Raw genomic sequence first — 23,986 nt, forward strand, 5'->3', positions numbered from 1 at the left:
TTCCCCTTTTTTATAATGATTAGAGTCGCCACAACCTGGGTTTCATCGGTTGCGGACAAAATAAAAAGCGCCTATCGGAAGGCGCTTTTGCATGGATGTATTGCTATTTAGGTAAGTTCAGCAGTTGCTGACCAGCCATTTGCTCAGCTACACGAACAACCTGACAGCTGTAGCCAAACTCATTGTCATACCAGACGTACAGAACCGCACGGTCTTGGTCAACAATGGTCGCTTGTGAATCAACCACACCTGCGTAACGAGAGCCAACTAAATCGGTCGAAACAATCTCAGTTGAAGCGGTGAAATCGATTTGCGCTTGCAACTCTGAATGCAATGCTTGGTCACGCAAGAAGGCATTCATTTCGTCTTTGCTGGTCGACTTGTTTAAGTTCAAGTTCATGATCGCCATAGATACGTTTGGCGTTGGCACTCGAATCGCATTCCCGGTTAATTTACCGGCTAATTCTGGCAGCGCTTTAGCAACAGCTTTGGCCGCACCGGTTTCGGTCAACACCATGTTTAATGGCGCTGAACGACCACGACGGTCAGCTTTATGATAGTTATCAATAAGGTTTTGGTCGTTGGTATATGAGTGCACTGTTTCAACGTGACCATTGCGAATACCAAACTCATCATTAACGACCTTCAATACTGGCGTAATGGCGTTTGTCGTACAGCTGGCAGCGCTAACAATTAGATCTTCTGGCAAAATGTCGTCATGGTTCACACCATAGACCACATTCTTGATGCCGCCTTTGGCTGGTGCTGTTAACAAGACTTTTTTCACACCTTTTGATTTCAAGTGCAAGCCTAGGCCAGCTTCATCTTTCCAAATGCCGGTATTGTCGATCACGATGGCGTTATCGATTCCGTATTGGGTGTAATCAATTTGGTCTGGACCGTCTGAGTAAATCACTTTAATGCTGGTGCCGTTGGCTTTGATGGCACTGTTTTCGTGATCAACAGTAATAGAACCATTAAATGGACCGTGAATAGAATCGCGACGCAATAAACTGGCACGTTTTTCTAAATCACCGTCACGCCCGCCACGCACAACAATAGCGCGTAAACGCATTTTATTATTGCTGCCGTTACGCTCAATTAATAACCGTGCTAGCAGGCGACCAATCCGGCCAAAGCCATACAGCACCACGTCTTGCGCTGTAATTTCATCAGCTTTGTCGATGATGTCTGCGAGTTCGCGTTGCAGGTAGGCTTCAATGCTGTCGCCCTTTCCCGCATCTTTGTGCAAATAATTGTAAGCTAACTTACCCAAATCAACGCGCGCTGGCGCCAATTGCATTTTGCTTAAAGCTTCAATGAATGGAAAGCTTTCGCGCAACCGTACTTTCACCCCTTCGTGGCGACGAATTAACCGATGCGCTTTGATGATGTTAATGGTGTCAACGTTTAATAACGAGCGGCCATAGACTAAGATCTCCACCCCGTAATTACGGTATAGACGACCAATTAAAGGCTGCATCATTTCTGCGTATTCTTGGCGTTCCTGCCAGCTCTGTAAAGTCAGATCCTGTTGCTGATCACTCATGAGGTTACCTTTATGTTGAGTAAATTTGACGGTTGCGTGAAAAATTGCTGGCTATTGTACTTAAAACCTGCGCCAAGCGCCAGAATCTATGTTACCTAAGGTTTAACGTGATATAATTCTTAAGCTTATCACTAAGGAGTACTGTCATGTTACGTCGTACTAAGATCGTTACCACGCTCGGTCCTGCCACCGATTCCCCTCACGTTTTAGAGTCTCTGATTAAAGCTGGCGCTAATGTGGTGCGTTTAAACTTTTCTCACGGTAACGCGGCTGATCATCAGCAACGTGCTGCGCAAGTTCGTGAGATTGCACAAAGCCTGGGCGTTCATGTGGCCATTTTAGGCGATCTACAAGGCCCGAAAATTCGTGTCGCAAAATTTGCAGATGGTGCGATTACGCTAGATGAAGGTGATGTTTTTGTACTGGATGCCGAACTCGACAAAAACGCTGGCACCCATCAGCGGGTTGGCATTGATTATAAACAACTCCCTGCAGATGTAGATGTTGGCGATATTTTGCTGCTCGACGATGGTCGTGTTCGGTTACAAGTTGAAGATGTTTCTGGCAATCAGGTCACCACCACTGTCTTGGTGGGTGGCAAATTATCGAATAATAAAGGCATCAACCGCTTAGGTGGAGGCCTGTCGGCAGCAGCACTGACTGATAAAGATTTAGAAGATATTAAAACCGCGGCAGCCATAGGGGTAGATTATCTTGCGGTGTCCTTCCCTCGTACCGGCGCCGACATCAATCAAGCGCGCACACTATTGCGCGATGCCGGTGGTGATGGCTTAATTTGTGCCAAAATTGAACGAGCTGAAGCCGTGGCTTCCGATGCTGCATTAGATGACATTATTCGCGCTTCTGATGCCGTGATGGTGGCCCGTGGTGATTTAGGCGTTGAAATTGGCGATGCTCAATTAGTGGGTAAACAAAAGCGCATCATTGAGCGTTCACGCCAACTCAATAAAGTGGTGATTACAGCTACGCAAATGATGGAATCGATGATAGAAAACCCGATGCCAACGCGAGCTGAAGTAATGGACGTAGCTAACGCGGTGTTAGACGGCACCGATGCAGTGATGCTATCTGCCGAAACTGCCGCCGGTAAGCACCCAGTCGCTACGGTCAAGGCGATGGCAGAAATTTGCTTGGGCGCTGAAACTCACCCAAGTGTGGTGATTGACAATACTGATTTAGAAGAAACCTTTTCCAGCATCCAAGAAGCGACCGCCATCACCGCCATGTATGCGGCTACTCACTTAACTGGAGTCAAGGCGATTATTGCGCTTACAGAATCAGGCTCAACGGCAAAATTGATGTCACGTATCAATACCGCTCTGCCGATCTTTTCACTATCTCGGCATGCCAGCAGTCGAGCCCGTTGTGCGCTTTATCGTGGGGTCTACCCGATTAACTTTGACTCAACCCAAAGTGAACCCCATGAGTTAGTGCATGACGCGATTGAACAGGTGAAAAAGCGTGGCCATTTAGTCAGTGGTGATTTGGTTATTTTAACCCACGGTGATGTGATGGAATCCGTGGGCTCTACCAATACCTGTAAAATTATCGAAGTACGCTAACGCGGCGCTTGGTTTGGTATTAAATAGCGTCGCTGCTAACCTCAGCGGCGCTATTGGTAATAGCGGACAATGCCATCAATATCATCCAAATAGCCATCTATTTTTCTTAATAAATGACGTTTTTGCTTAGCATCCATGCTAGCGTAAATAGCTAGCACCAAATCCGTAGTTAACACCCTGTTGGCCTCAATACTTTGCTGCAACTCGTCACTACGTAATTCATGTGGTGAAAACATCAGTAACTTTAACTGTTGCTCAAAGTCTTGCTGTTGTGGGTAGTCGACTAACAGCAAAAACTGTGCTTGCCACTGCATGCTATAAAGCAGCCATTGTTGTTGATTATCCACCCGTTGCGCTAGCCATTGACGCAATAACTGTCGCTGCTCGCTATTGACTGACCCCAGCCAGGTTTTGATATTTTTCTCAGCCCGCTGTAAGCGTCGTTGCGGTTGGTCTTCTTGTTGACGCTCCTTAAACTCCTCTATTTGCTGCTGCTGACGTTGCTCCAAACTTTCTCGTAGTTGAGCTCGTTCAGCATCATTAAGGCGAGGTAGGAGTGACTGAGCATGCGGTTCTAATTGCTCTAAAATACGTTGCCAAGCTTGCCACACAGCCTCATAGCTGGTGTCTAAAAAGGCCGCATCCACTTCATCGTTGGCAATAGCGGTACGAATTTTTGTTAATTCTTGGTGATAACGAGGCATTTCTTCACGGGCGTGCCATTGATGCAAATCAGTAATCACCTGATCCACATCACGTTGCAATTCTGGCCGCAGTTCGACAATGCTACTCAATTGCCATTCGATGATGGTATCGGCGAAGCGGTAACCTAACTGAGTTGAACAGCCTACCAAGAACGTCAGCATGGCTAGTAGGGTAAGCTTTTTCAACATAGGTTTTCAGCCTCAGGGGTTAAGAATGAGTTTTTTTATTCTATCCTTATAACTACGACTTACTTTCAGCTCTTTACCATTACGTAAAACGATGTGGTATTCGCCATTTTGACGACTACAGAGCTTTTCTACGTGTTCCATATTAACAATGGCCGAGCGATGAATCCGTTGAAACCGTTGCGGGTTTAATTCTTCTTCAAGCTCTTTCATGGTGCGTCGTAGAATATGGGTTTCATTGCTAGCGTGAATACACATGTAATCCCCCGCCGCATCTACCCACTCGATTGAGTTGATGGCTACGCGAGTTATTTCACCACTTTCTTTGATCGCAATATGCTCAGGATAGCGAGCCACGTTAACGTCATCACCACTGGCTAGACGTTTAAGAATATCTTCACAATCTTCGCCGGTAGCATCAGCTAACAAATTAAGAATACGCTGCTGTTGCTGTTCTTGTTCACGTTGCTCGAGATTTTTTTCAATCCGTTTAATACTTTGTTCTAAGCGCTCGTGGTCAACAGGCTTTAACAGATAATCGATGGCTCGCACTTCAAAAGCTTTAATCGCGTATTGATCGTAGGCTGTGACAAACACCACTAAGGGCATCTTAAAACCACTAGCTTTAACCTCACGCAATAACTCAAAGCCATTCATACTCGGCATTTGAATATCTAAAAAGACCAAGTCAGGTTGTTCTTCGCCAATCATGGCCAGCGCTTGCCGTGCACTTTGGCACTCGGCTAACAATTCAATCTGGTCAAAGGCCTGTAATCGCACCACCAGCCCGCGGCGGGCCAACGACTCGTCATCAACTACCAAGGTGCGGATTTTTTGCGTCATGATTCAACCTGCTCAAATGGAATACGAATTTCTACGCGTAAGCCCTGCGGCTTATTCTCTGCTAATGTAAAGGAGTAATTCTTTCCATACAAGGCCTGTAAGCGTTCACGAGTATTGACTAACCCCACCCCGCCTTGTTTCATCATGTCTTTAATGGGCTTTTTACTTCCCGGTCCGTTATCTGCAACGCTAATCAGTAAATCCTCACTAAACCTTTGTGCCTTAACGATAATTTCACCGCCATCTTCCATTTTGCCAATGGCGTATTTAATCGAATTCTCAATTAAAGGTTGTAACATTAAACTAGGCACCAGCGCCTGTTTAACTTCGTCATCAATGTCTAAAGATACTTTTAGACGCTCATCAAAACGCACCTTCTCAATATCCAAATACAGCATCAAAGCCTCAATTTCGCGCTCGAGTGGTATTTTCTTAATGGGTTCGTTATCTAAGCTAAACCGAAGAAACAAACTTAGCTTTGACATCATCCGGTTAGCTAGCTCATTCTCTTTCACCAAAATGAGCGTGGAGATAGCGTTTAAGGTATTAAACAAAAAATGCGGATTTAATTGGTAGCGCAACATCTTTAACTGCGCTTGGTGCGCCATTGAAGTGGCTAATAACGCCTTTTGTTTTTCTTCTTGCAGCATTTGGTAATACTTGATGCCAAAATACAGGCCGCTCCAACTCAACATAATGTAAAATTTAGCGATGGTATTTTTAAAGTAAAACCAAGGGCTATCAGGCCTAAAACCAAACTTATAGATTTCCCAGTAAGTCGCGTTATCAATCACAGCCCACAAAGCCGCTGAAACATAGGAAGCAGCTAGCACCACCACGATCAACAGCCAGGGCGTAGCATCCCAAATACGTCGGTACAAATAACGTAACGGAACCGTAATCAGAAACCCCGCGTAAGCACCTAATAATAATATCAGGACGTAAATGTCGCGCATTTCATGCATTAACGAGCCAATATAATGCACTAAAGCATAACCACTCCAACCGGCTGCTTGTAGCACCCAGAAAAAGCGATTACGATCTTCAAGTAGCGATTTCCAAGTCTGGTTCATAACGCCCCTGTCACTGTATGTCATTGCCTCAATTATACCTATTTAGCAAGATAAAGCGGTGCTATTTATCGCACTGCGAGAGCTATATAGCGCCTATCCCTCGTGTTACTATAACGTCATTCATAGTTGGCTAGGCGTTGGCCCTGCTATTGTTGGCAATTCATGAGGTGTGTATGTTGCAGTACCGAATTTGTGTAGATAATGCCGCCGCTCATCAATTTCGAGTGGCGCTAGATATTCCTGTCACTGGCCCGGGCGCCCTAACCTTGCGTCTACCGGCATGGATACCTGGCAGCTACATGATTCGCGACTTTGCCCGCAATCTAAGTAAAGTGACTGCGCATCAGGCCGGTCACGCCGTTGCCATCGACTTAGTGGATAAACAAAGCTGGCGTATTTTTCCGCAACAAGCTGGCACGGTAACCGTTGAATATCAGGTCTATGCTTTTGATTTATCCGTTCGCAGTGCTTACCTAGACCAATTTTTTGGGTTCTACAATCACTCAAGTTTATGCCTAGAAGTGGTCGAACTGTCCGAAGAGCCCTGCCAGGTGGCAGTATCTGTGCCTGCGGGTTGGCGCCTTGCAACCGGTATGCCACGCCTGTCTGGTAGCCATTTTGCTGCGGGTGAATTTCGCGCCGAAAATTATCAGGCACTGATAGACTATCCGGTGTTGATGGGCCCGCTTAATATTCATGAATTTATCGCCGGCGGCGTGAAGCACGCACTCGTCTTGGCCGGGCGTGAATTCGCCGATAGTGAACGTATTTGCGCAGATTTAGCCGCGATCTGTGAATATCAAATCGCCATGTTTGGCCATCAACCGCCGTTCCAACAATACCTCTTTTTAACCATGGTGGTCGGGAAAGGTTTTGGCGGCCTCGAGCACAGTAACTCCACCGCCCTGCTCTGCAGCCGTAAAGACTTAGCCAAACCCAACAAAGCTGTAATTGATAACGATTACCGCACCTTTTTAAGTTTATGCAGCCATGAATACTTTCATAGCTGGAACGTAAAAACTCTGAAGCCGCGCGAATTTCTGCCTTATCAATTGCAGCAAGAGCAATACACTAAGCAGCTTTGGTTCTACGAAGGGATCACTTCGTATTATGACGACTATGTTTTGCACCAAGCAGGTTTAATCGATCAAGCGACTTATCTCGCTCTACTAGGTGACACCATTGCACGTGTTTATCGTGCTGCCGGAGTGACCAAACAGTCGGTTGCAGAGTCCAGTTTTTATGCTTGGACTAAGTTTTACAAACAAGATGAGAACTCGCCCAATAGCATCGTCAGCTACTATGCTAAAGGGGCATTAATAGCCTTATGCTTGGATCTTAAGATCCGCTTAGCTAGCCAACATCAACTTAACCTAGGCTTGGTGCTGAAGGATTTTTGGCAAGCCTATGGGGCCACCTCACTAGGTACAGAAGAAACAACCTTTGTTGATTTTGTAAATCAGCAGTACGCCATTCAGTTGGCGGGGTTTATCGATGCTGCTGTGTATGGCACCAGTGAACTACCTCTAGCCGAATTACTGGCGGAGTTTGGTGTGAGCCTGCTTACAGCCGCCAGCGCCGATGACAATAGTGTGGTCGGTAAGGCCGTTACGCCAACACACTCAGTGTCTTTAGGCGCCAAGTACAAAGCCACTAGCGCCGGCTTAGAACTGCAAACAGTGTATGAGCATGAGGCAGCTCAGCAAGCAGGTTTAAGTGCCTTAGACAGGATTATTGCGATAGATAACTTGCAGGTCACTGATGCCACCCTAAAAGAGATGTTCGAGCGCTACCAACCAGGACAAACAGTAACGGTGCATGCTTTTCGGCGCGATGAGTTATTCAGTACTGAATTAACTTGGCAAGCGCCATTGCAATGCAACAAGGTACTCAAGGTAACCAACCCACAGTTATTACAGGGGTGGTTACGCTGAAAAGCGCAGATGAACCATCACTCTGCTTGAAAATGCTCAAGGGCCAGGGCTGGATCTAAACGCTCATGGCCCCAGTTAATTCGCCAATCGAGGTGAGGGCCAGTAACCCGGCCGGTGGCACCAATATCAGCAATATGCTGGCCCTGCTCGATGTTATCACCCACTTTGACATGCAATTGATTGAGATGGATGTAAGTGCTGGTGATGCCAAATCCGTGATCAATAATCAGGGTACCGCCAGAATAAAATAAATCGGGCTCAGCTAATACCACCTTGCCTGGCCAAGGCGCTTGCACCGGGGTGCCGGTGGGCGCGGCAATATCTAACCCATAATGCGGGTTGCGTGGCGTTCCGTTAAATATTCGCTGGCTACCATAAACGCCGCTAATCCGTCCTTGTGCTGGCATTATCAGCGGCTGTAAATAATCTTCACGGGTACTGCTTACGGTACGCGCCAACCAGACTTTCTCGGCTTCTTTACGAGTACGCTGTTGCTGCTCTGGGTTAGGAGTAACCGTGCGTTGGGGAACGCCGTCAACGCGATCAATCTCATAGTCGCGCGCGCTTATCTGTAACTCTAAGACATGCTGCTCACCGTTAGCATGTTGTACGGTAAGGGTTTGAGAGCCGTTTGTATCACGACCAAAACCAAACACCACATGGCCACTGTTACTGACACTTAGCACTTGTTGATTTAACCAGACCTGACTAGTCGGTTGAGTTTTGCCTATGATGAGACCACCCGAGCGAAGGGCTCCGCGTAGTTGAATGCCCTTGCTGCTGGCTTGTCCTTTATTACTGTCACTGATCACCAGCACCGCATGACTGCTGTTGAGCCCGGCTAGGTTTGTCGAGCTAGCAGCAACCGGCTGCGTTGCTGCCAAAGCGAACATGGAAGCTAGCGTCGCTAACGCCAGTAACAGCGGCTGCCGACCGAACTTAGGCATAACCAATTGCTCCTTTGCCAACCCCTTCGAATCCAGTCACTTTAACTGCACAATCGGGATGTTGCTGTTTTACCGCTTGGGCTAAATAGGTGGCAATACACTCGACCGTCGAATCCGTTGGGATCAGATAATTTTCCGCTACCGGCACGACGAGTTCAAACAGCCCTTGATCAGCCGTGTAGCTGTAGCCGATATGGGAAGCTGGAGTCACGTCCGTAGCGCTTGGTGATAACTGTAACTGCGCAAGCTCAACCACATCTTCAGTCGAGCCTAAGTAGATATCTTGCCATTTGGCTGCCCATTGCTGTTCTAGCGCTTCATCACGGTTGCCATCAAGGGCAATAAAGAGCCGCGAGCGGTGGCCATGAGCAATCCTTTGGCAATTGCCGTCATGCTTTTTTAACCCGTGGGTGTAATGATAAAACGCCCCTTCGATTTGTTCTGGTCTCAGCAATAATTCTAAACCTTGCACATTATCGGGTAATTCACGCTTAATCACCGCGCGTAAATAATCGGTAACAGTGGCCATGGTAACAGCTTCAGCGTCAATAAAAGCAAAAGCATCAGCAGGACAAAACAAATGAATTGAAGCTTGTTGCGGGCGCAAAAAATCAACCCAATAACTATTACCATCGGCGTGATGATGTACACGGGTAAACGAATGCTCAGCAGGCACAGCTAACTTATGATCAACAGCACCATCTATAATGCGTTTGATCTGTTTCTTTACCCGTCCAAAATCTAATACCATGGATTGCTCGTTAAGCGAGCCATCTAGAATAATATCAACAATCCAACTTTCTCCCACCATTCCCCGCTCTGGGCACAGGTAAGAAAAATCAATCACGGTCAGATCGTTTACAAATAACTGCATATAGACATCAACTCTTAAAAATAGTGAGCTTAAGTTAGGCGAAAAACGCCATGCTACTAAGCTTAGTAAGGAATAATTTGGTTACTCGCAATGATATCATAGCTGGCTGTTAAGCCTTATAAAAATAGTGCAAATTAAAGCTGCCACCAATCCCAAATTAGCTTCAGGCTCAATAATACTAGCGCTAAGCCCATGAGCCTATCGAGCCAATGGCTGTATCGCCAAAGCTTGCGGTAGAAAGGTCCCCAGGTAATCGCGGTGGCTAACGCCATAAACCATAAACCAGTAGCTATGGCCATATAACCGCCGTACCCGATTTTTACCCAAGTTGGTGTGGCTGGATCGATCACGGTCGAGAATAACGCTAAAAAAAACAGCGTGGCTTTAACATTCAAGCCATTGGTTAAAAAGCCTACCCGAAAAGCTTTACTTGCACTGACTTGGCTGGCCCTGCTGGTAAACTCTTCGGTACTTGGCATAGCGCCGCGAGGCTTAGCTTGTAACGCTTGCCATCCTAACCAACCTAAATAAATGGCACCCACCCACAATAAGGTTGCGTACAGCCATTGGTATCGATGAATTAATAACGCCACCCCTAACACTGAATAAGCAATATGCAACAGAATGCCGGTACCTATACCGACAGCGACCCAACGGCCAATACGGCCACCAAAACTAATACTGTAGCGAGTGACGACTGCAAAATCAGGCCCTGGGCTAGCTACCGCCAGAAAATGTAACACTGCAATAAGCAAAAACTCATTCCAATAGATTGCTATTTGATTCATTATGATTTACTTTTAGTTAATTGAATAATAACTCTGGCATGCTTATGAAATCGCAAAAACAGCCTTCTCTCAATGCGTTACGTGTATTTGCTGTGGCAGCTACGGCTCCATCATTCAAGCATGCAGCGCAGCAACTTAATGTTTCTCAATCCAATATAACTCGACAGATACAGGCACTGGAAGAGCAGCTTGGCACACGTTTGTTTCAACGTGATAATCGCGTGCATGCGTTAACTGCTGCTGGGCAAGCAATTGCGGCAGATGTTAGCCAGTTATTTAATGAGCTTGACCGCATCATTGAGCGCGCCCGTAACTTAAGCTATACCGAGCATACGACCCTAAAACTTGCCGTGCCAGAGAGCTTTTTGCGGTGGTGGCTATCGGCCCGCCTGGCTGAGTTTTATAGTCTTTACCCTCACGTGCAATTGCATTTTACTACCATCCCTTTGTTTCCGGAACCGGGCAGTAGAGCTCATGTTATTGCCGAGTTACAACATGAGTCCTTAGATATAGCCATTCATTACGGTCCGTTAAAAGATAAGACCATTCAACAACAGGCCCTGTATCAACCTACTTATCGCGCTGTAAGTGCCATCGACAGTAGCACCGCTTGGGCCTCACGGTTATGGCATATTGATGTAAATGCGCCTTATTGGGCGCTATTTAAACGCCAACAACCCGCTTTAACCAAACAACTGCAGTTGCGCCCCGTAGGAAACAGTAACATCGCTATTGATTTAATGGCTGGTAGTGATCAAGTAACCCTACTAGATAGCTTGTATTTGCAACATCCCCAGTTGCAGGAGTTTAGCCAAGCGCCGGAACTAAGCGTGCAATTACCTGATGCTCTCCAACTGGCGGTGAAACAACGTCAACGCCAGCCGGTCGCTGTGATTGCCTTTACTAAGTGGCTCCAAAGCCGATTACACAAAGGTTAACCCTAACCTTGTGTAGGTGGATAACGCTCTGCCAAGCTAATACTATCGCCGGTGTGGGTAACGACACGGGCATGGCGCCGAGTGAGTTCTCGAGGGTCAGCAACACCACAAGAGTGCGCGATGATATTAACGCCGTATTCAAGATATTTGTGGTAATTCGCAACTCGGACGCTTTTATCGGTTGGATCTAGGCCCTTCTGCAAGCTCTTATTGTGAGTGGTGATGCCGGTCGGACAGGTATTTTTATTGCACTGCATCGCTTGAATACAACCCAGCGAAAACATAAAGCCGCGAGCTGAGACAATAAAATCCGCACCAATGGCAAGCGCCCAAGCAACATCGGCGGGCGTGATCATTTTTCCAGAAGCGACCACTTTAATCCGATCTTTGAGCCCTGCTGCCATTAACTTATCAACTAAAATCGGTAAACTTTCAGAGAGTTTTAATCCGACATAGTCCATCAAAGGTTGTGGTGCAGAACCAGTACCGCCATCAGCACTGTCAAGCGTAATAAAGTCAGGTGCAGAGGCTGCTCCGCGGGCATGAATAGCGGCAATCAATTCATCGATCCAAGTCGGGTCGCCCATCACAAACTTAATCCCCGTTGGCTTACCGGTGATGTCACGAACGCGCGCGATAAAGTCCAGTAATTCTTCGTTATTACTAATTTCAGGATGACGATTGGGACTAATTGAATCTTGGCCAACAGGAATACCGCGGATGTCTGCAATTTCTTGATTGACCTTAACCCCCGGCAAAATACCACCTTTACCAGGTTTAGCGCCTTGGCTGAGCTTAATCTCAAACATTTTAACTAGGTCATGGTCGGCAATCTGCTTGAGACGTTGCTTACACAATTCTCCTTGCTCAGTGCGAACGCCATATTTTGCGGTACCTATCTGAAATACTACATCGGCTCCGCCAACTAAGTGATAAGGGCTCAGCCCTCCTTCACCGGTATTAATCCAGCAGCCTGCTAATTTGGCACCTTTTGATAACGCCGTAACCGCAACCGGTGATAGCGCCCCATAGCTCATCCCTGAAATATGAAAATAGCTGGTTGGCGAGTAAGGATGAGGGCATTCTGCGCCAATAGTCACCGCCATGGGCTGTGTTTTCTCTTCTTGCTGCCGCGGGTAGGCACTATTGGCAAAAATGATGGTGCTCTGCTTGGTTAAGTCTCGGGTAGAGCCAAAGGCGAGCGTTCTATCAGCATTTTTAGCGGCTCGATAAACCCAGCTACGTTGGGCTCGATTAAACGGCATTTCTTCTCTATCCATGGCATAAAAATACTGGCGAAAGAATTCACCTAAGTGTTCAAACAGGTAGCGAAACCTGCCAATAACCGGGAAATTTCTGCGAATGGTGTGTCTGGTTTGGGTCTTATCAATAATGTAGAGAACGAGTAACCACAACGCGCCTAATATAAGCACCAGGACAAATCCGGCTACCAGCCATTGGGCTATCATTAACAGCGTGTCGAGGCCGTTATAGGTTGTTTCAGTCGTGGCTGGCGTCACCGTTTGCAGGGTTAATAACATAGTTCACCTAATGCGTTCGTAGAAGATGCTATAACCATATAAAAAGCCCTCGTATTTAGCGAGGGCTTTTTACTCAACTAGACCGGATATTTCGCTCGTTTGTGGTGCAGAGCTTGAAAAACATCAGCAAAGGTATTTACTTGTGGATACAGCCTTACCGATTCTCCCGTCGCCGCCATGATGTGCAGCGAGGTAATCACTCCAGAAAAAGTCTGGGCGTCGGCATCACCGACCCACAGTACATCGCGTCCTGATGCTTGCATCGTGGCAGCTAGATCGCCGATGCGTGCGCTGGCTAAATCTTGCGGCTGAATCACGGGCAACAAGTCAGCTGGTTGCATCACATAGCCTACTTGTAATTCGTGCCAAGGCAACTGTAATAAGTTTGCAATAGCTAGGGTTTGCCTGCTACGCAAATCGCTGCTCATGATAATACCACTCACCTGGTTATCGGTACCTAGCACTACTGCATACCGCGATGCCTGCTTGCTCAACAAAGCTTCAGCTTCGGGTAACAACAAAGACTCGTTAATTCGTAACACCGATGGCGCTTGCCACTGCTCAACCACAGCCGTTGCTGGCTGATGCCAATCTAGCACCGCCGGCGCTGCGTAAACTGCGGCTGGTAAAAATGTCGCGCTGGTGGCTGTAGCCCAGCGTAATGCATGAAAATCTGCCATAACTAACCTCGTTGCTGATAACAGCACTTATTGAATTGAATGTTTTTATGGTGCGAATAAAAAGTCAACCAACAACGGGCGGAGCTCTGGCTTTATAGGTTTGGTAGGTTTTTTGGTAGGTAGTAACAATGACAGGGGTAAGTTGAACTGCCCCAGTCGGGACCAGGGTTGGCCGAATAACGTTCGGTAACGCCGGGTCGGGCTCGTCTAACGACAGCAGCTCTTGATGAACACTGGTCGAATTAACATGGCTAGCAATGGCCTGAGACTCAAGTTGATAGCCGTCAGCGGTCTGTACTTGCGCATGTGGCGCAAACCAGAGCAAGCTCACGATGAGGGCTAAACTGAGTAATCGAATGGCGACCATGGGGTTCCTAAGTTGGACAAACTGCATCTTAACTTAAGATAAGGTCGATTGGATCAATAAACAAGATATATTTCAAAAAAAGAAGTGGTGCCCGGGGCCGGACTTGAACCGGCACGCTGTTACCAGCGAGGGATTTTAAACCATGCTGCACAATCAATTAAAACAATGACTTGCGCATTTTATTTGGAAGATGTTTGCAAATAATTGACTTTTAATGTGTTGATATATAACGAGCCAGTAAGTCTATCTTCCATCAATTTTAGCTTAAATTTTGAACAAAAAAAGGCCGACCGAAGTCGGCACTTTACTCTCGCAAAGGACGTGGCTCGCCCTGGTTAAATACTGCAGCTAAACGCCCTTTTGCGCAATCCTAAAAAGTTGTGCGAAATATCTTACACTGACGGCCAATGCGCATCATCCGTATAATTCACATCCAACAGGTCGCTACGCTCAAGAAGTAAGTTGCAGGCGCTTCGGTGTGCATTGATGCAATCAATGCAATCCTGGGCTTCTGCGGCGCTATAAATACCCAATGCGGCATTGATTTGGCCAATAGGGCTCCAGTGCTTTGTGATGCGCTTTTCGCACTCATCGCGCACGCCGGCATTGGCTCGCTCTAGTTCGTATTCCTTTTGACTATGCACGGCCTCAATCGCTTCGTCGTCCATGCCTAAGTTGCGCATATAGGCGATATCGGTGTTGGTATAGGTATTGCCTTGGTAGATGTAGGTAAACATGGTTATGTCCTCACAGTGTTAATTCAGGGTGTTCGCGCTTGAATACGGCCTTGCCTAATACAAGCCGGCGAATGGTGTATGACTCAGCGTGCTGCGCGTGGCCTAGCCAACTGGCAATGCGGCGCTGAATATCAGGGTGGTTGATTTCCCCGCGTGCGTACTGTTTGCGCATCTGCTCCATGCGTTTGGCCATGCGCTTCACTGACTCACGCCGTAGGCGTCGGTGTGTGGTCCACTTGCTGTTGCGATATGGGTTGTTGCTGCACGTTATACCTCATTGTTCGTTAAGCTGCGCTCTCGCGCAGCCCACAGGATTCAAGACCAAGACATCAAGCGACAAAAGCGGGGCGCAACCCGACGTAGCTGATCGTTTGCGAGCGCAAAAGGCCCAGATAGCGCGCGGCGAGGCCAGCACTGCTGCCACTGTACCAACCGCCGCCACGAAACGGGAAACGCTCGCCATAGTTACGTATGTAGAAATAGCCTTGCGGGCTGATTCCGGCGGGCTCAATCATAAGGCGCTTCATCAGCTCATTACTCACGTAAGCGCCAGAGGTCGCCATGCTCGACCATGGGTTGATTGAGTTGTACGCTTTGTTAGCGTCTGTATCAGGGTCTGCATCGCCGTAGTTCGTCACTGCATCCGCCAATTTAGGCTCGCCAACATTGGAGCTTGTGCCAGTGCCAGTGCTTGGTGAATCGAAAAACGCCTGTTGCGCGACCCAGTTGGCCTCGCCGAGGTCGAAGTCGTTATCTGGTGCGCAAATGACTTGGCCGCGCACGATTTTGAGCAAGTCCGTCCACTCCCACACATTACCAACAAGGTCAGCAATGCCAAATGGTGAGCCGTCATGTCGCCATGCGTCGGGGCCAGAGCCGTTTAAGATGCGAGCAGTGCCAGAGGTATCACCCGCAATGCCACCATCTTGGCGGCGGCCTACTTCATGCGTTGCATCGTGTGCACGGCCATAATTGGTGTTGCCGCGCGGTTGGTAGCCGTTCGCCATGCACCAAAGGGTGATAGCAGCCCATTCGTGCTCGCTCTTTAAGTGCCAGCCTGGGCCATTGGCCATGCACGCCGCTTTGGCGTTGTCATAGTTTATGCTAGTGGTTGGGTCGAGTCCTGGTAATGACACGACTTGCCCGTTGTGTACGCGACCTTGGAAGCAGCCGATAAAGATTTCAGATTTTTCGACACCTCCTTTCAGGAATGCAGTGGCCACACCGGTGCCGAATGGGTTCCCGGCAAAGCCAAGGTCTTCGTAGCGGAACTTGTACACTGGGAACATGATGCTTGGGTCGCCATTAGCGTTGTACAGCACCGTGTTCTTGCCTTGGGTAGCGAGCTCAACTTGCTTGCGCAGCGTGTCCGGAATGAAGTTCAAGCTGCTTAAGCCGGCTACCTTTTTAATGAGCGTTGAGTCAGTGCCTAAGACAGCTTTTAAGCGGGCGTTATCGACTAGGCTTGCGTCAGCTTCACCGACGGCTTTTGTCGCTGCGCTGCCAAGGCCCAGTTTGGTTCGCCATGCGGCCGCGTCAGCACTGCCCAAGGCTTCGGCTGAAAACTGGCTCACGCCCTGTAAAAATGTCTCGATGCTCTCACCGGCGGCACTGGTTGCGTCCGTGGCGGCATTGAGTGCATCCACGGCGGCATCAAACTCGGCAGCTGTCTTAGCGATGATAGCGCGACGGCCATTGTCGGTGACGTTTGGCCAAGGCTCCATCAACTCAATTTGCGTGGCGGTAGCGCGCTTGACCACTACGGGTAAATAGCCGGCTACGAATAGCAAGCTTAGCGGACGGATTAGCGACAGGTCATCGCCGGTGGTAACGTCAACAAACGCATTGTTGGCTGTGACGTTGATGGATGTTGCAGTCCAGTACATGGTTTATGCCTCTTCGGTTATAAGTGATAAACGCTGATTGCCGTTCGGCAGCAATGGCGTGGTGTTATTAGTTACTTCGAGCCGGTAGGTTCGAGAGCTTGTTGTTTGTAGATTGTCGGTATAGGTAAAGCTGCCGTTTAGGCTCCAGCTTTCTATTTTTTCAGGGCCTTCCTGTATGCATCTGTATGAACCTGAGACTGCTTGCGTGGCCACGAGAATCTCTCCACCAGACGTGGCTCGATAGAGCTTAAGCGTTGCTGATGGGTTTGGCGGTGCTGGGTTCGGGCACAGGCCTGATGTTAGACCTGTTGAGCGTGACGCACTTAGTGAGCATTTAATTTCAATGATGCCGCCGTTCGAGCCAAATGGCCCAACGGTAACGTCGGTGTTGCCGAGCTGTGATGATTGCACCGCGTTCTTGAGTGTGCCGGCAGTGATTGAGCCGCCGAAATAAGCTTGGCCGGTTGCGCTCAAGTACGTGATAGCGTTGGCTTTAGTGAGTCCGTCAAACTTCACCGTGCCGTTGCTGCTGTTGTAGGTGTAGGTGTTTTTTGGTCCGTACCACTCAATCAGGTCATTCGGTCCAAATGGCGTGGCCGTCGTAATCTTCATGTGGCTTGCGCCCACCATTTGGATTTGCCCAGACATGATGACCGGAGCGTTGAGTGATGTGCCGGCAATGAGCTTATCGCCTGCAATGGTGTCCGTAGCAATAAGTGAGCCGTGGAGCATAATTGCAGGCGCGACCCAGTTGCTACCATTGTATTGTCGGGCTTGTGAGTCAGTTCCATCCGTGCGAGTTTGCACGAATATATCCAGTGGCACAGGGGCTCGTCCGACAAGGGTGGTAAATCGGCTGTTGGCCGTTGCAGTTACCCAAGAGATTGAGCTATAGGTTTGGCCGTACATGCCCGCGCCCGGGAGGCCATTTGTACCATCAGTGCCAACATGCTTAACAAATATACCTGTGACCGGCAATGTAGGCTGCGTCTGACTTTCGTAGAAAGTAACCCAAGTTTTACCAGTAGCATCAAAGCTTTGATTTGATCCAGATGAATCAGTTGCGTATATGGGCCAGATGCTTTGACCCGGAGAGCCGTCGTTACCGATGAACTGCACGAATGTTGCACTTATTGGTAGTGTAGGTACTGCCCCAGTGTACTCGTAATAATTGATAAACTTACGAGTGCCTGCCGTCAGTGATTGGTTATTACCCGCAGCATCATCTGCGTAGACAACAAGGACAGACACACCATTATTACCGTTATCGCCAACGTGTTTAACGAAAGTCGCTGTAACAGGCAATGTAGGCTGATTAACAGACTCATAGAAAGTAACCCAAGTTTTACCTGATGGGTTAAAAGATTGGTTAGCTCCAGTTTCTGTGTCTGCATATATAGGCCAGATGCTTTGAGCAGGTTGACCATCTTCACCAATAAAACGAACAAAATCAGCAGTAACAGGCAATGTAGGAGCAGTAGATGTATATTCGTAGTAATTAACAAACTTACGGCTTCCTTGAATAAACGATTGGTCTGTTCCAGAGCTATCCATTGCATAAATAACAGCTACTGAATTACCATCCTGACCACGAATATCATCAAGCGTATTCACCTGGTGGCCATCACCGAGAATCAGTCGTGCTTTGATTGCCAGAACGCCGGCGGCAGCATCGAGCCAGAATAACGGGATGAAAGCCCCCTCGCTGTCCACATCACCAATACGAGTTTGACCGGCTATAAAGTCGAGTGAGCTTTCAAGGCCTGTGTTGCGGTTGAGCATGCCGCTAATGCGACCTGCGTTGTCGGTCAGCATTGAGCCGATAGCGGTGAGTTGGCCATCATCATCGACGAACGCCTGGGCCAGTTGTGACACGCGCGCATAGCTGCCATCTTCGGTTTGCACTTGCACGTTGCGTAACGCTTCAGCAAGTGGTGCTGTTATCCATGTGCCGCCGGCATCTTCGCAGGCTTCACGGGTTTCGTGACCCGTTGGTGAGTCGTTTAATTCGCAATATCCAATCCGGGCGTTGAGCAGGTCAAGCGCATTGGCTGTTGCTTTACGTGTGGCGTCGGTACCAGCGCCTAAGATTTGCGATTGCAGTGATATACGAGCCTGTGTGAGCGCAGCTTCAGCATTACTGATAGCGGTAAATGCTTGGTCTACGCGCGCCTCTAGTGCTTCAGCTTCTTGCGCAGTGACGGCCAGCAGTTTAAGCGTTTCATTGGCAAAGGCTGACAGCTCAGTACTTTGCGCCTGCAGGTCGCGTCGAGCGGATGCCAGGCTGATACGGGTATTGGCAAGCTCTTGACCTTGTAAGAATCCTTGATACGCCTCAAGCACGGCGGCAACCGCGTTTTCAGCATCAGCGATAGCATTTTGCGTGGTCGAAATCACCTGATTACGAATGCGGCCATTGGCGGTATCCACTTCACTCATTGCTTGGTTTGCTGTTTGCGCAGCATCTTGCGCTTGACCCTCAACGTCATCAACACGGTTGTTAATCGTCTGCACGATTTGCGTAATAGTGCCCGTTTGGCCATCGATGAACACAGCGGCCGCGTTCGCTTTGGCAATGGTGCCATCTTCGGTCAGCGTCGTGTAAGTCGCCTTGATTTGTGCGTATGACTCAATCGCGTCGAGGGTCTGCTCAACATTGCCGAACGTGACTGTATTCTCGTTGTAGTGCTCTGAGGTTACGCGCAGGTTAATTTGCGCCTCAAGGCCATCAATCGCGATGAACGCATCGTTGACGCGGTATTCGACTTGTTCAAGTTGCTGCATGGCCGCATCGGGCTTGCCGATGGTGAGCGACTTCACACGGAACTCATCCGCAGCGGATGCGCCAAGCTCAATGCGCATGCCGTTAATCATGCCGGCATAGGTTTCAAGACCTCGGAAGTCCACGTTGCGCACGACCAGCTCGCCGGCTTCGACTGCATCAATGATGCCAGGGTAAGATTGAGAGCCGCCACCATCGAAATAGACAATGACTGTACCGCTCCAGCCGGTTCCAGCTAAGCGCTCAACCTCAACGCGCAATACTGGATTCTCTGCTGCATCATAGAAAAGGCGCGTATTCTCAATGTCGCCGTGGGTCAGCTCAATGGCGTTATTCACTGGCGCAATGGTGCCTGTGACTGCTTCCCAATGTTGCGTCGAGTCAAAGAAGTTAAACGCGTGCGCAGGCTGCAATGCACTAATGGAGCTTGCGACAATAGCTGTCGCACGAGCCTCAATCAGACCAGGTAATAACGTCAGTTCGCTCGATAAATTCTCAACAGCGCCCTCATTCAGTGAAATGCGCTCAACGGCCGCATTGATTGAGCCGTCAATGCCATCCATTCGCAATACCGCTTGCGTAAATGCGCTGTCGGTATAGCTGTACGCGAGATTAGTGATTTCGCCCGTCTCTGGGTTGACCTCAACCACGGCGCCAATCAGGCGTTCGCCACTGCGTTGCCGACGCTCCATTTCGAGGCGCGCGGCTGACTGGTTCGCGATGGCCAACATGGCCTGCATGTCGCTCGCTGTGCGGTCAATACCCTCGGCGTTGAGCATGTAGCCAATGTTGCGCGTTGACGCCACTAGCTCATCAATGCTTTCTTCGGTGCTATCGATACGGCCCGCTTCTTCATCAATGCGCTGATCAATGCCGGTCAGCGTGTCATTGATGCCCTGGATGACTTGAGATTCAGGCAGGAGTGGGTCGATTTGCTCCGGCACTTTCGTTGTGGTGAATGTTTGTGACACCCAAGCAGACTGGCCAAGCGGGTTGATTGTGCGAGCATAAAACGTGTACTGGGTTTCTGGTACCAGACCAGGTTGCGATATGGACGCGCCCCGCCCGATGACATTGGTCGTATCACCAAAAGCGAACTCGAACATGGTGCCAAGACCGATGCCGGCAAGCACGGGTTTACAGGTCGCTTCCCAGTTGCCGGCAGTGATCAACAATTGGGTTGGTGCAGACGGCTGATTTAACGTGATGGATACCGTTGCTGGCGCGCTTAAACGCTCAAAACGGTTCTTTGCGTATATCTCAATGGAGTACTGCCCTGCATCAAGTCCGTTGATATCTTGGCGCATCTGCACGCTTGAGCTCGCCACACTCGAGTATTCAACCACAGTGGCGCTATCTTTGACCAATCGTATGATGTATTCGCTCACTGCGCGCGGCACAGGGTGCGACCATTCCACGAAGCCTTGACGGTGCACGCTCACCGCATCAAGTGTAAAAGCAACCGATTCTGGCGGCTCCGGCACGTTAAAATCGGGCAAGTTTGTGTTTGGTGTGATATCACCCTCGTTGGGCACCGTGCTATCTGAATAGAGTAGTGGCGATTCTTCTTCAAGCAGTAAGTTCGTTATTTTCTTGCGGCGGTCAAAATCCCATTCAGCAACGATAAACTCTTTATCAATACCCTCATTTGGCAAGCTGATGCGCACCGTTTTGCCCGCAAGCGCTGACAACCCTTTACCCTTACACGGAAACTCAATGCGCATACCTGCGCGGTTACGCTCCATGTGGTACTTCATGAGGCGCTGCGCCATAGTGCTTGAGTTAGTAAAGCTCAGCTGCAGGTCATCTTCGAGCTCCATGCCGTCTGATGCAATGTAACCAGCATTCTTGTGCACTGGCGCATCGGTCGGTTGATATCCCTTTTTAGGGTCAACAAAGCTAGCGCGCACTAAGTTGACGCGGTCCCGCAACTCACGGTGTGGTGAGATTTTAATAATGTCAGCGGCATCATTCTCGGTCAGCGTGAGCGTGGCCAGACCGTGGTAGCTCGCTGTCTGCAAATAGATTTTACCGCCGCGTCGATACGGCTTGCCGCCGCACGACATGAGTAATCGCTGCAGTACGCTTGGTGGGCTTTCGTCATACATCCATGTGCCGTTGGCGGTGAAGCGTCTCTCGTAATGTGAGGCGCCGCCTGCGTCTTGGTATTCGACCTCTTCGTCACAGATGTTTGCCTGCTCAACAATGTGAGCCAAGTCGAATTTGTTCAGTGACAGCTTTTGAAAGCCTTTGAAGCGCACATAATCAAGCGCGCACAGAATGCTGTTGTTACTCCATTCCCACGTCAATGGGTCATCAGCTCGATGTGGGCCATCACCGCCAACTGTGGTGTCTTTGCGTGGGTCGTAAACCTTGGCGCCTTTCACCTTGAATGTGACGTTTTGCAGGCCACCAGACATGGCGTCAGGGTCAATCGGGATATAAACAACCGCATAGGCCACACCATGCCCAATATGGTCATCGGTCCACCCTTCGCAATGAGATTTGGCATGCGCTGATGCAACAGTTTGCGTGCCATCATAGATATGAGCAACGCAGCCAGAATGCGGTGGGTTCCCGTTGATTTCATAAAGCGAGGCCGACTCAATATTGTGGCCCGCCAGTGTAATGACGCACACGTGCACGTCTTTATCACCCTGCTTCGTGCGTCCATAGCCTACCAATGAACCAGAAACAACCTGCTCACCGTAAACACCACGCCTTGGCTGCAGCGGTTGCGTTGTCATCGTTTGAGCTGCAGTTATATTCTCTTCGACACTTGGCATTTCTGGCTTGATAGCGTTTTGCAAGGCGAGCACGCCAATGCCAACGATGATGCCGACTGTTACGCCATATACCACACCTGCTGCAACACCAACGGCTACCGCCGCTATGACCATAGGCATTATTTAGTACTCCATGCTTTCACAATCCACGATGGCGGCGCTTGAACAAGGCCGTTCTCACCGACCACCCAAGCAGCGTTAAAATGAACGCCTGCGGTTAGCTGGCCTTCGTAGTCAATCAATAGGATGTCACCACGCTCAGGCAGCTTGGTCGCTTTGGGCTCACCTAGCTTGGCGCTAAGCACATCATCAACGCTTTCATAGCCAAGGCGTTTAAGCGCTCGATAAGCACCAAGCTCAGTTTTGTAGCGACCACGAAACTCGCTCGCCAAATCTTTATCACAAAGCGCTATATAGGCATCTGCTGCAAATAAACAGCAATCGTGCTTACCCCACTCGAACGGCATGAGACGCCGCTCTTGTAGTAAGCCAATTAAGCGTGTTGACCAGTCACGTACTCGCATTACTTCATTTTCCTCGCATCAGGTGGGTGCTTTGAGCCACCGCCGCTACCACCGCCGCCAACTTTATTGCCAGGCACTTCGCTATCAATGCCTTTAGCGATGATTTCGACTTGGTTAAAAAACTTATCGCCTGGGTGTAGGGATTGCTGCGCTTCATCCGTCATTCGGGCGTTCTGAACTGGTTGGCTCCATCGTTCCCACCAGTCCGACAAGCGCAAGTTCACGGTGAATGGCTTGCCCTTCATGACGTGGGCGTTAGCGATGAGGCCATCAAATAGGAGCGCTCCGCCGGCAATGCGTCGGTCTTCGTCAAGGGCTACTAGGTGAATGCGCGCATCACCGCCTATTGGGTCCTCGTGAACCACATCTGCAAACAAAGTGATGTCATCAATGCGCATGGTTAAATCGAGCGTATTCGCACCGCGTGAGGCGTTTTCTTTGAAGCGACCGATTTGCGCAAGCTCACCAATACCCTTGTAGGTTTGACCGTTGTAAATTCTGTCGCCCACGCCCGTATGGGCACGCACCCACCCGCTTGGAAATTCCAGCTCACCGAATAGCAACAAGCGCTTTTCTGGTGTGGTTTCAATTAACTCACTGATGCTTGGGTCTTCAAATCTCATACGTTCAAGGCCTCAATGAATTCAAGCTGAATGCCGCGCACAATCTTCTTGTTACCTGCCCAGGTTGGCAGGCTGTTTGGGTTCTCAATGCGAAAAGCGCCGCGCGGGTTCGTTGTGATAAGTGGCTCACCAAAATCAATGGGTTTTCTGATTTCTGGTTGCACGCGCAAGGTTGCGCGGCCAGTTGCGTCCGCGGTGGCATCCTCGGTGAGCTTTAAGAGTTGATTGCCGATTTGAAAGCGGTCACCGGCCTTAGCGAATAGTGCGTTAACCGGTGCGCCATTGATGGGCAATGCGTTGCCGTAAGCGTTATCCTGGTCGCACGCAAGACTGGATGAGTTGAGTAGCGCGTTTTCGTGCGCGGTGTCACGGATCATGGTGACGCCAACATGGCCGCGCAGTGATGCTAAGTAAGCATCAAGAACGCGAAACTCTTCGCGCGTGAGAAAGTTAAAGGCTAGCGTACAGCGCCACTTATCGCCGGGCTCCTCCCACACTTCTTCAACCTTGTTATAAGGCGAAAATAGCAGCTCGGTCGCAGTCATTATTTGGAAGCCGGAACGAGACACCGGCAATTCAGGAAACTGGGTAATCATTGGCATCCCTCAACATCATGTATGGGGATTGTGTATGGCACGGGC

20 protein-coding genes are annotated in these 23,986 nt (G+C 49.2%); 3 read left to right on the top strand and 17 right to left on the bottom strand.

What is annotated here, in order from left to right:
- Nucleotides 1-103 precede the first annotated feature (103 nt).
- Entirely contained in the window at nucleotides 104-1,549 is a 1,446-nt protein-coding gene (locus tag KGF88_RS04435) for a glyceraldehyde-3-phosphate dehydrogenase (RefSeq protein WP_110075062.1), read from the bottom strand.
- Between the two features lie 146 nt (nucleotides 1,550-1,695).
- On the opposite strand from KGF88_RS04435, the gene pyk reads away from it, so the two are divergent.
- Nucleotides 1,696-3,132, top strand: a complete 1,437-nt coding sequence (gene pyk / locus KGF88_RS04440) for a pyruvate kinase (RefSeq protein WP_153825628.1) — start codon at nucleotides 1,696-1,698, stop codon at nucleotides 3,130-3,132.
- A gap of 50 nt (nucleotides 3,133-3,182) precedes the next feature.
- Here pyk and KGF88_RS04445 read toward each other — a convergent pair whose 3' ends face one another.
- The 3 genes from KGF88_RS04445 to KGF88_RS04455 are packed head-to-tail and all read right to left on the bottom strand — an operon-like array spanning nucleotide 3,183 to nucleotide 5,938.
- Nucleotides 3,183-4,025: a DUF6279 family lipoprotein gene (locus tag KGF88_RS04445; protein ID WP_153825627.1), complete on the bottom strand. Its 843-nt coding sequence runs from the start codon at nucleotides 4,023-4,025 to the stop codon at nucleotides 3,183-3,185.
- A gap of 12 nt (nucleotides 4,026-4,037) precedes the next feature.
- Nucleotides 4,038-4,865 (bottom strand): LytR/AlgR family response regulator transcription factor, encoded by an 828-nt coding sequence (locus KGF88_RS04450; protein ID WP_110075059.1) that lies wholly within the window; start codon nucleotides 4,863-4,865, stop codon nucleotides 4,038-4,040.
- Nucleotides 4,862-5,938 carry a sensor histidine kinase gene (locus tag KGF88_RS04455; RefSeq protein ID WP_153825626.1) on the bottom strand — a complete coding sequence of 359 codons (1,077 nt, stop codon included), beginning with the start codon at nucleotides 5,936-5,938 and terminating at the stop codon, nucleotides 4,862-4,864. The genes KGF88_RS04450 and KGF88_RS04455 overlap by 4 nt, the downstream gene beginning before the upstream one ends.
- Nucleotides 5,939-6,111: 173 nt before the next feature.
- Here KGF88_RS04455 and KGF88_RS04460 point away from each other — a divergent pair, with 173 nt between their 5' ends.
- Entirely contained in the window at nucleotides 6,112-7,872 is a 1,761-nt protein-coding gene (locus KGF88_RS04460) for a M61 family metallopeptidase (protein ID WP_153825625.1), read from the top strand.
- A gap of 17 nt (nucleotides 7,873-7,889) precedes the next feature.
- Here KGF88_RS04460 and KGF88_RS04465 read toward each other — a convergent pair whose 3' ends face one another.
- The 3 genes from KGF88_RS04465 to KGF88_RS04475 all read right to left on the bottom strand — a co-directional run bounded on the left by KGF88_RS04465 (nucleotide 7,890) and on the right by KGF88_RS04475 (nucleotide 10,481).
- Complete coding sequence (locus KGF88_RS04465) at nucleotides 7,890-8,819, bottom strand: M23 family metallopeptidase (protein WP_228759428.1); 930 nt, start codon at nucleotides 8,817-8,819, stop codon at nucleotides 7,890-7,892.
- The gene (locus KGF88_RS04470; protein WP_153825624.1) at nucleotides 8,812-9,693 is read right to left on the bottom strand and encodes a 6-carboxytetrahydropterin synthase; all 882 of its coding nucleotides are present in this window, start codon (nucleotides 9,691-9,693) and stop codon (nucleotides 8,812-8,814) included. Before KGF88_RS04470 ends, KGF88_RS04465 begins: the two co-directional genes overlap by 8 nt.
- 134 nt (nucleotides 9,694-9,827) lie before the next feature.
- Entirely contained in the window at nucleotides 9,828-10,481 is a 654-nt protein-coding gene (locus KGF88_RS04475; RefSeq protein WP_153825623.1) for a LysE family translocator, read from the bottom strand.
- 44 nt (nucleotides 10,482-10,525) lie between these two features.
- Between KGF88_RS04475 and KGF88_RS04480 the strand changes: the two genes are divergently transcribed.
- Entirely contained in the window at nucleotides 10,526-11,419 is an 894-nt protein-coding gene (locus tag KGF88_RS04480) for a LysR family transcriptional regulator (protein WP_162014468.1), read from the top strand.
- Nucleotides 11,420-11,421: 2 nt separating this feature from the next.
- On the opposite strand, the gene KGF88_RS04485 is transcribed toward KGF88_RS04480, so the two are convergent.
- The 10 genes from KGF88_RS04485 to KGF88_RS04530 all read right to left on the bottom strand — a co-directional run bounded on the left by KGF88_RS04485 (nucleotide 11,422) and on the right by KGF88_RS04530 (nucleotide 23,947).
- Nucleotides 11,422-12,888 (bottom strand): FMN-binding glutamate synthase family protein, encoded by a 1,467-nt coding sequence (locus KGF88_RS04485; protein WP_153825729.1) that lies wholly within the window; start codon nucleotides 12,886-12,888, stop codon nucleotides 11,422-11,424.
- A 149-nt stretch (nucleotides 12,889-13,037) separates the two neighbouring features.
- Nucleotides 13,038-13,640, bottom strand: a complete 603-nt coding sequence (locus KGF88_RS04490) for a hypothetical protein (RefSeq protein ID WP_153825621.1) — start codon at nucleotides 13,638-13,640, stop codon at nucleotides 13,038-13,040.
- 64 nt (nucleotides 13,641-13,704) lie between these two features.
- Nucleotides 13,705-14,007 carry a hypothetical protein gene (locus KGF88_RS04495; protein ID WP_153825620.1) on the bottom strand — a complete coding sequence of 101 codons (303 nt, stop codon included), beginning with the start codon at nucleotides 14,005-14,007 and terminating at the stop codon, nucleotides 13,705-13,707.
- A gap of 392 nt (nucleotides 14,008-14,399) precedes the next feature.
- The gene (locus KGF88_RS04500) at nucleotides 14,400-14,744 is read right to left on the bottom strand and encodes a hypothetical protein (protein ID WP_153825619.1); all 345 of its coding nucleotides are present in this window, start codon (nucleotides 14,742-14,744) and stop codon (nucleotides 14,400-14,402) included.
- Nucleotides 14,745-14,754: 10 nt separating this feature from the next.
- The gene (locus tag KGF88_RS04505; RefSeq protein WP_153825618.1) at nucleotides 14,755-14,937 is read right to left on the bottom strand and encodes a hypothetical protein; all 183 of its coding nucleotides are present in this window, start codon (nucleotides 14,935-14,937) and stop codon (nucleotides 14,755-14,757) included.
- A gap of 136 nt (nucleotides 14,938-15,073) precedes the next feature.
- Nucleotides 15,074-16,630 carry an SUMF1/EgtB/PvdO family nonheme iron enzyme gene (locus tag KGF88_RS04510; RefSeq protein ID WP_153825617.1) on the bottom strand — a complete coding sequence of 519 codons (1,557 nt, stop codon included), beginning with the start codon at nucleotides 16,628-16,630 and terminating at the stop codon, nucleotides 15,074-15,076.
- 3 nt (nucleotides 16,631-16,633) lie between these two features.
- On the bottom strand, nucleotides 16,634-22,318 hold the full coding sequence (locus KGF88_RS04515) for a hypothetical protein (RefSeq protein ID WP_153825616.1): 5,685 nt from the start codon (nucleotides 22,316-22,318) through the stop codon (nucleotides 16,634-16,636).
- Entirely contained in the window at nucleotides 22,318-22,722 is a 405-nt protein-coding gene (locus tag KGF88_RS04520; RefSeq protein WP_153825615.1) for a DUF6950 family protein, read from the bottom strand. The genes KGF88_RS04515 and KGF88_RS04520 overlap by 1 nt, the downstream gene beginning before the upstream one ends.
- Complete coding sequence (locus KGF88_RS04525) at nucleotides 22,722-23,345, bottom strand: hypothetical protein (RefSeq protein WP_153825614.1); 624 nt, start codon at nucleotides 23,343-23,345, stop codon at nucleotides 22,722-22,724. The genes KGF88_RS04520 and KGF88_RS04525 overlap by 1 nt, the downstream gene beginning before the upstream one ends.
- Nucleotides 23,342-23,947 carry a hypothetical protein gene (locus tag KGF88_RS04530; RefSeq protein ID WP_153825613.1) on the bottom strand — a complete coding sequence of 202 codons (606 nt, stop codon included), beginning with the start codon at nucleotides 23,945-23,947 and terminating at the stop codon, nucleotides 23,342-23,344. The genes KGF88_RS04525 and KGF88_RS04530 overlap by 4 nt, the downstream gene beginning before the upstream one ends.
- Between the last annotated feature and the right edge of the window lie 39 nt (nucleotides 23,948-23,986).

Origin of the sequence: Idiomarina loihiensis (assembly GCF_024584785.1) — a bacterium.
Taxonomy (GTDB): Bacteria; Pseudomonadota; Gammaproteobacteria; order Enterobacterales; family Alteromonadaceae; genus Pseudidiomarina; species Pseudidiomarina fusca.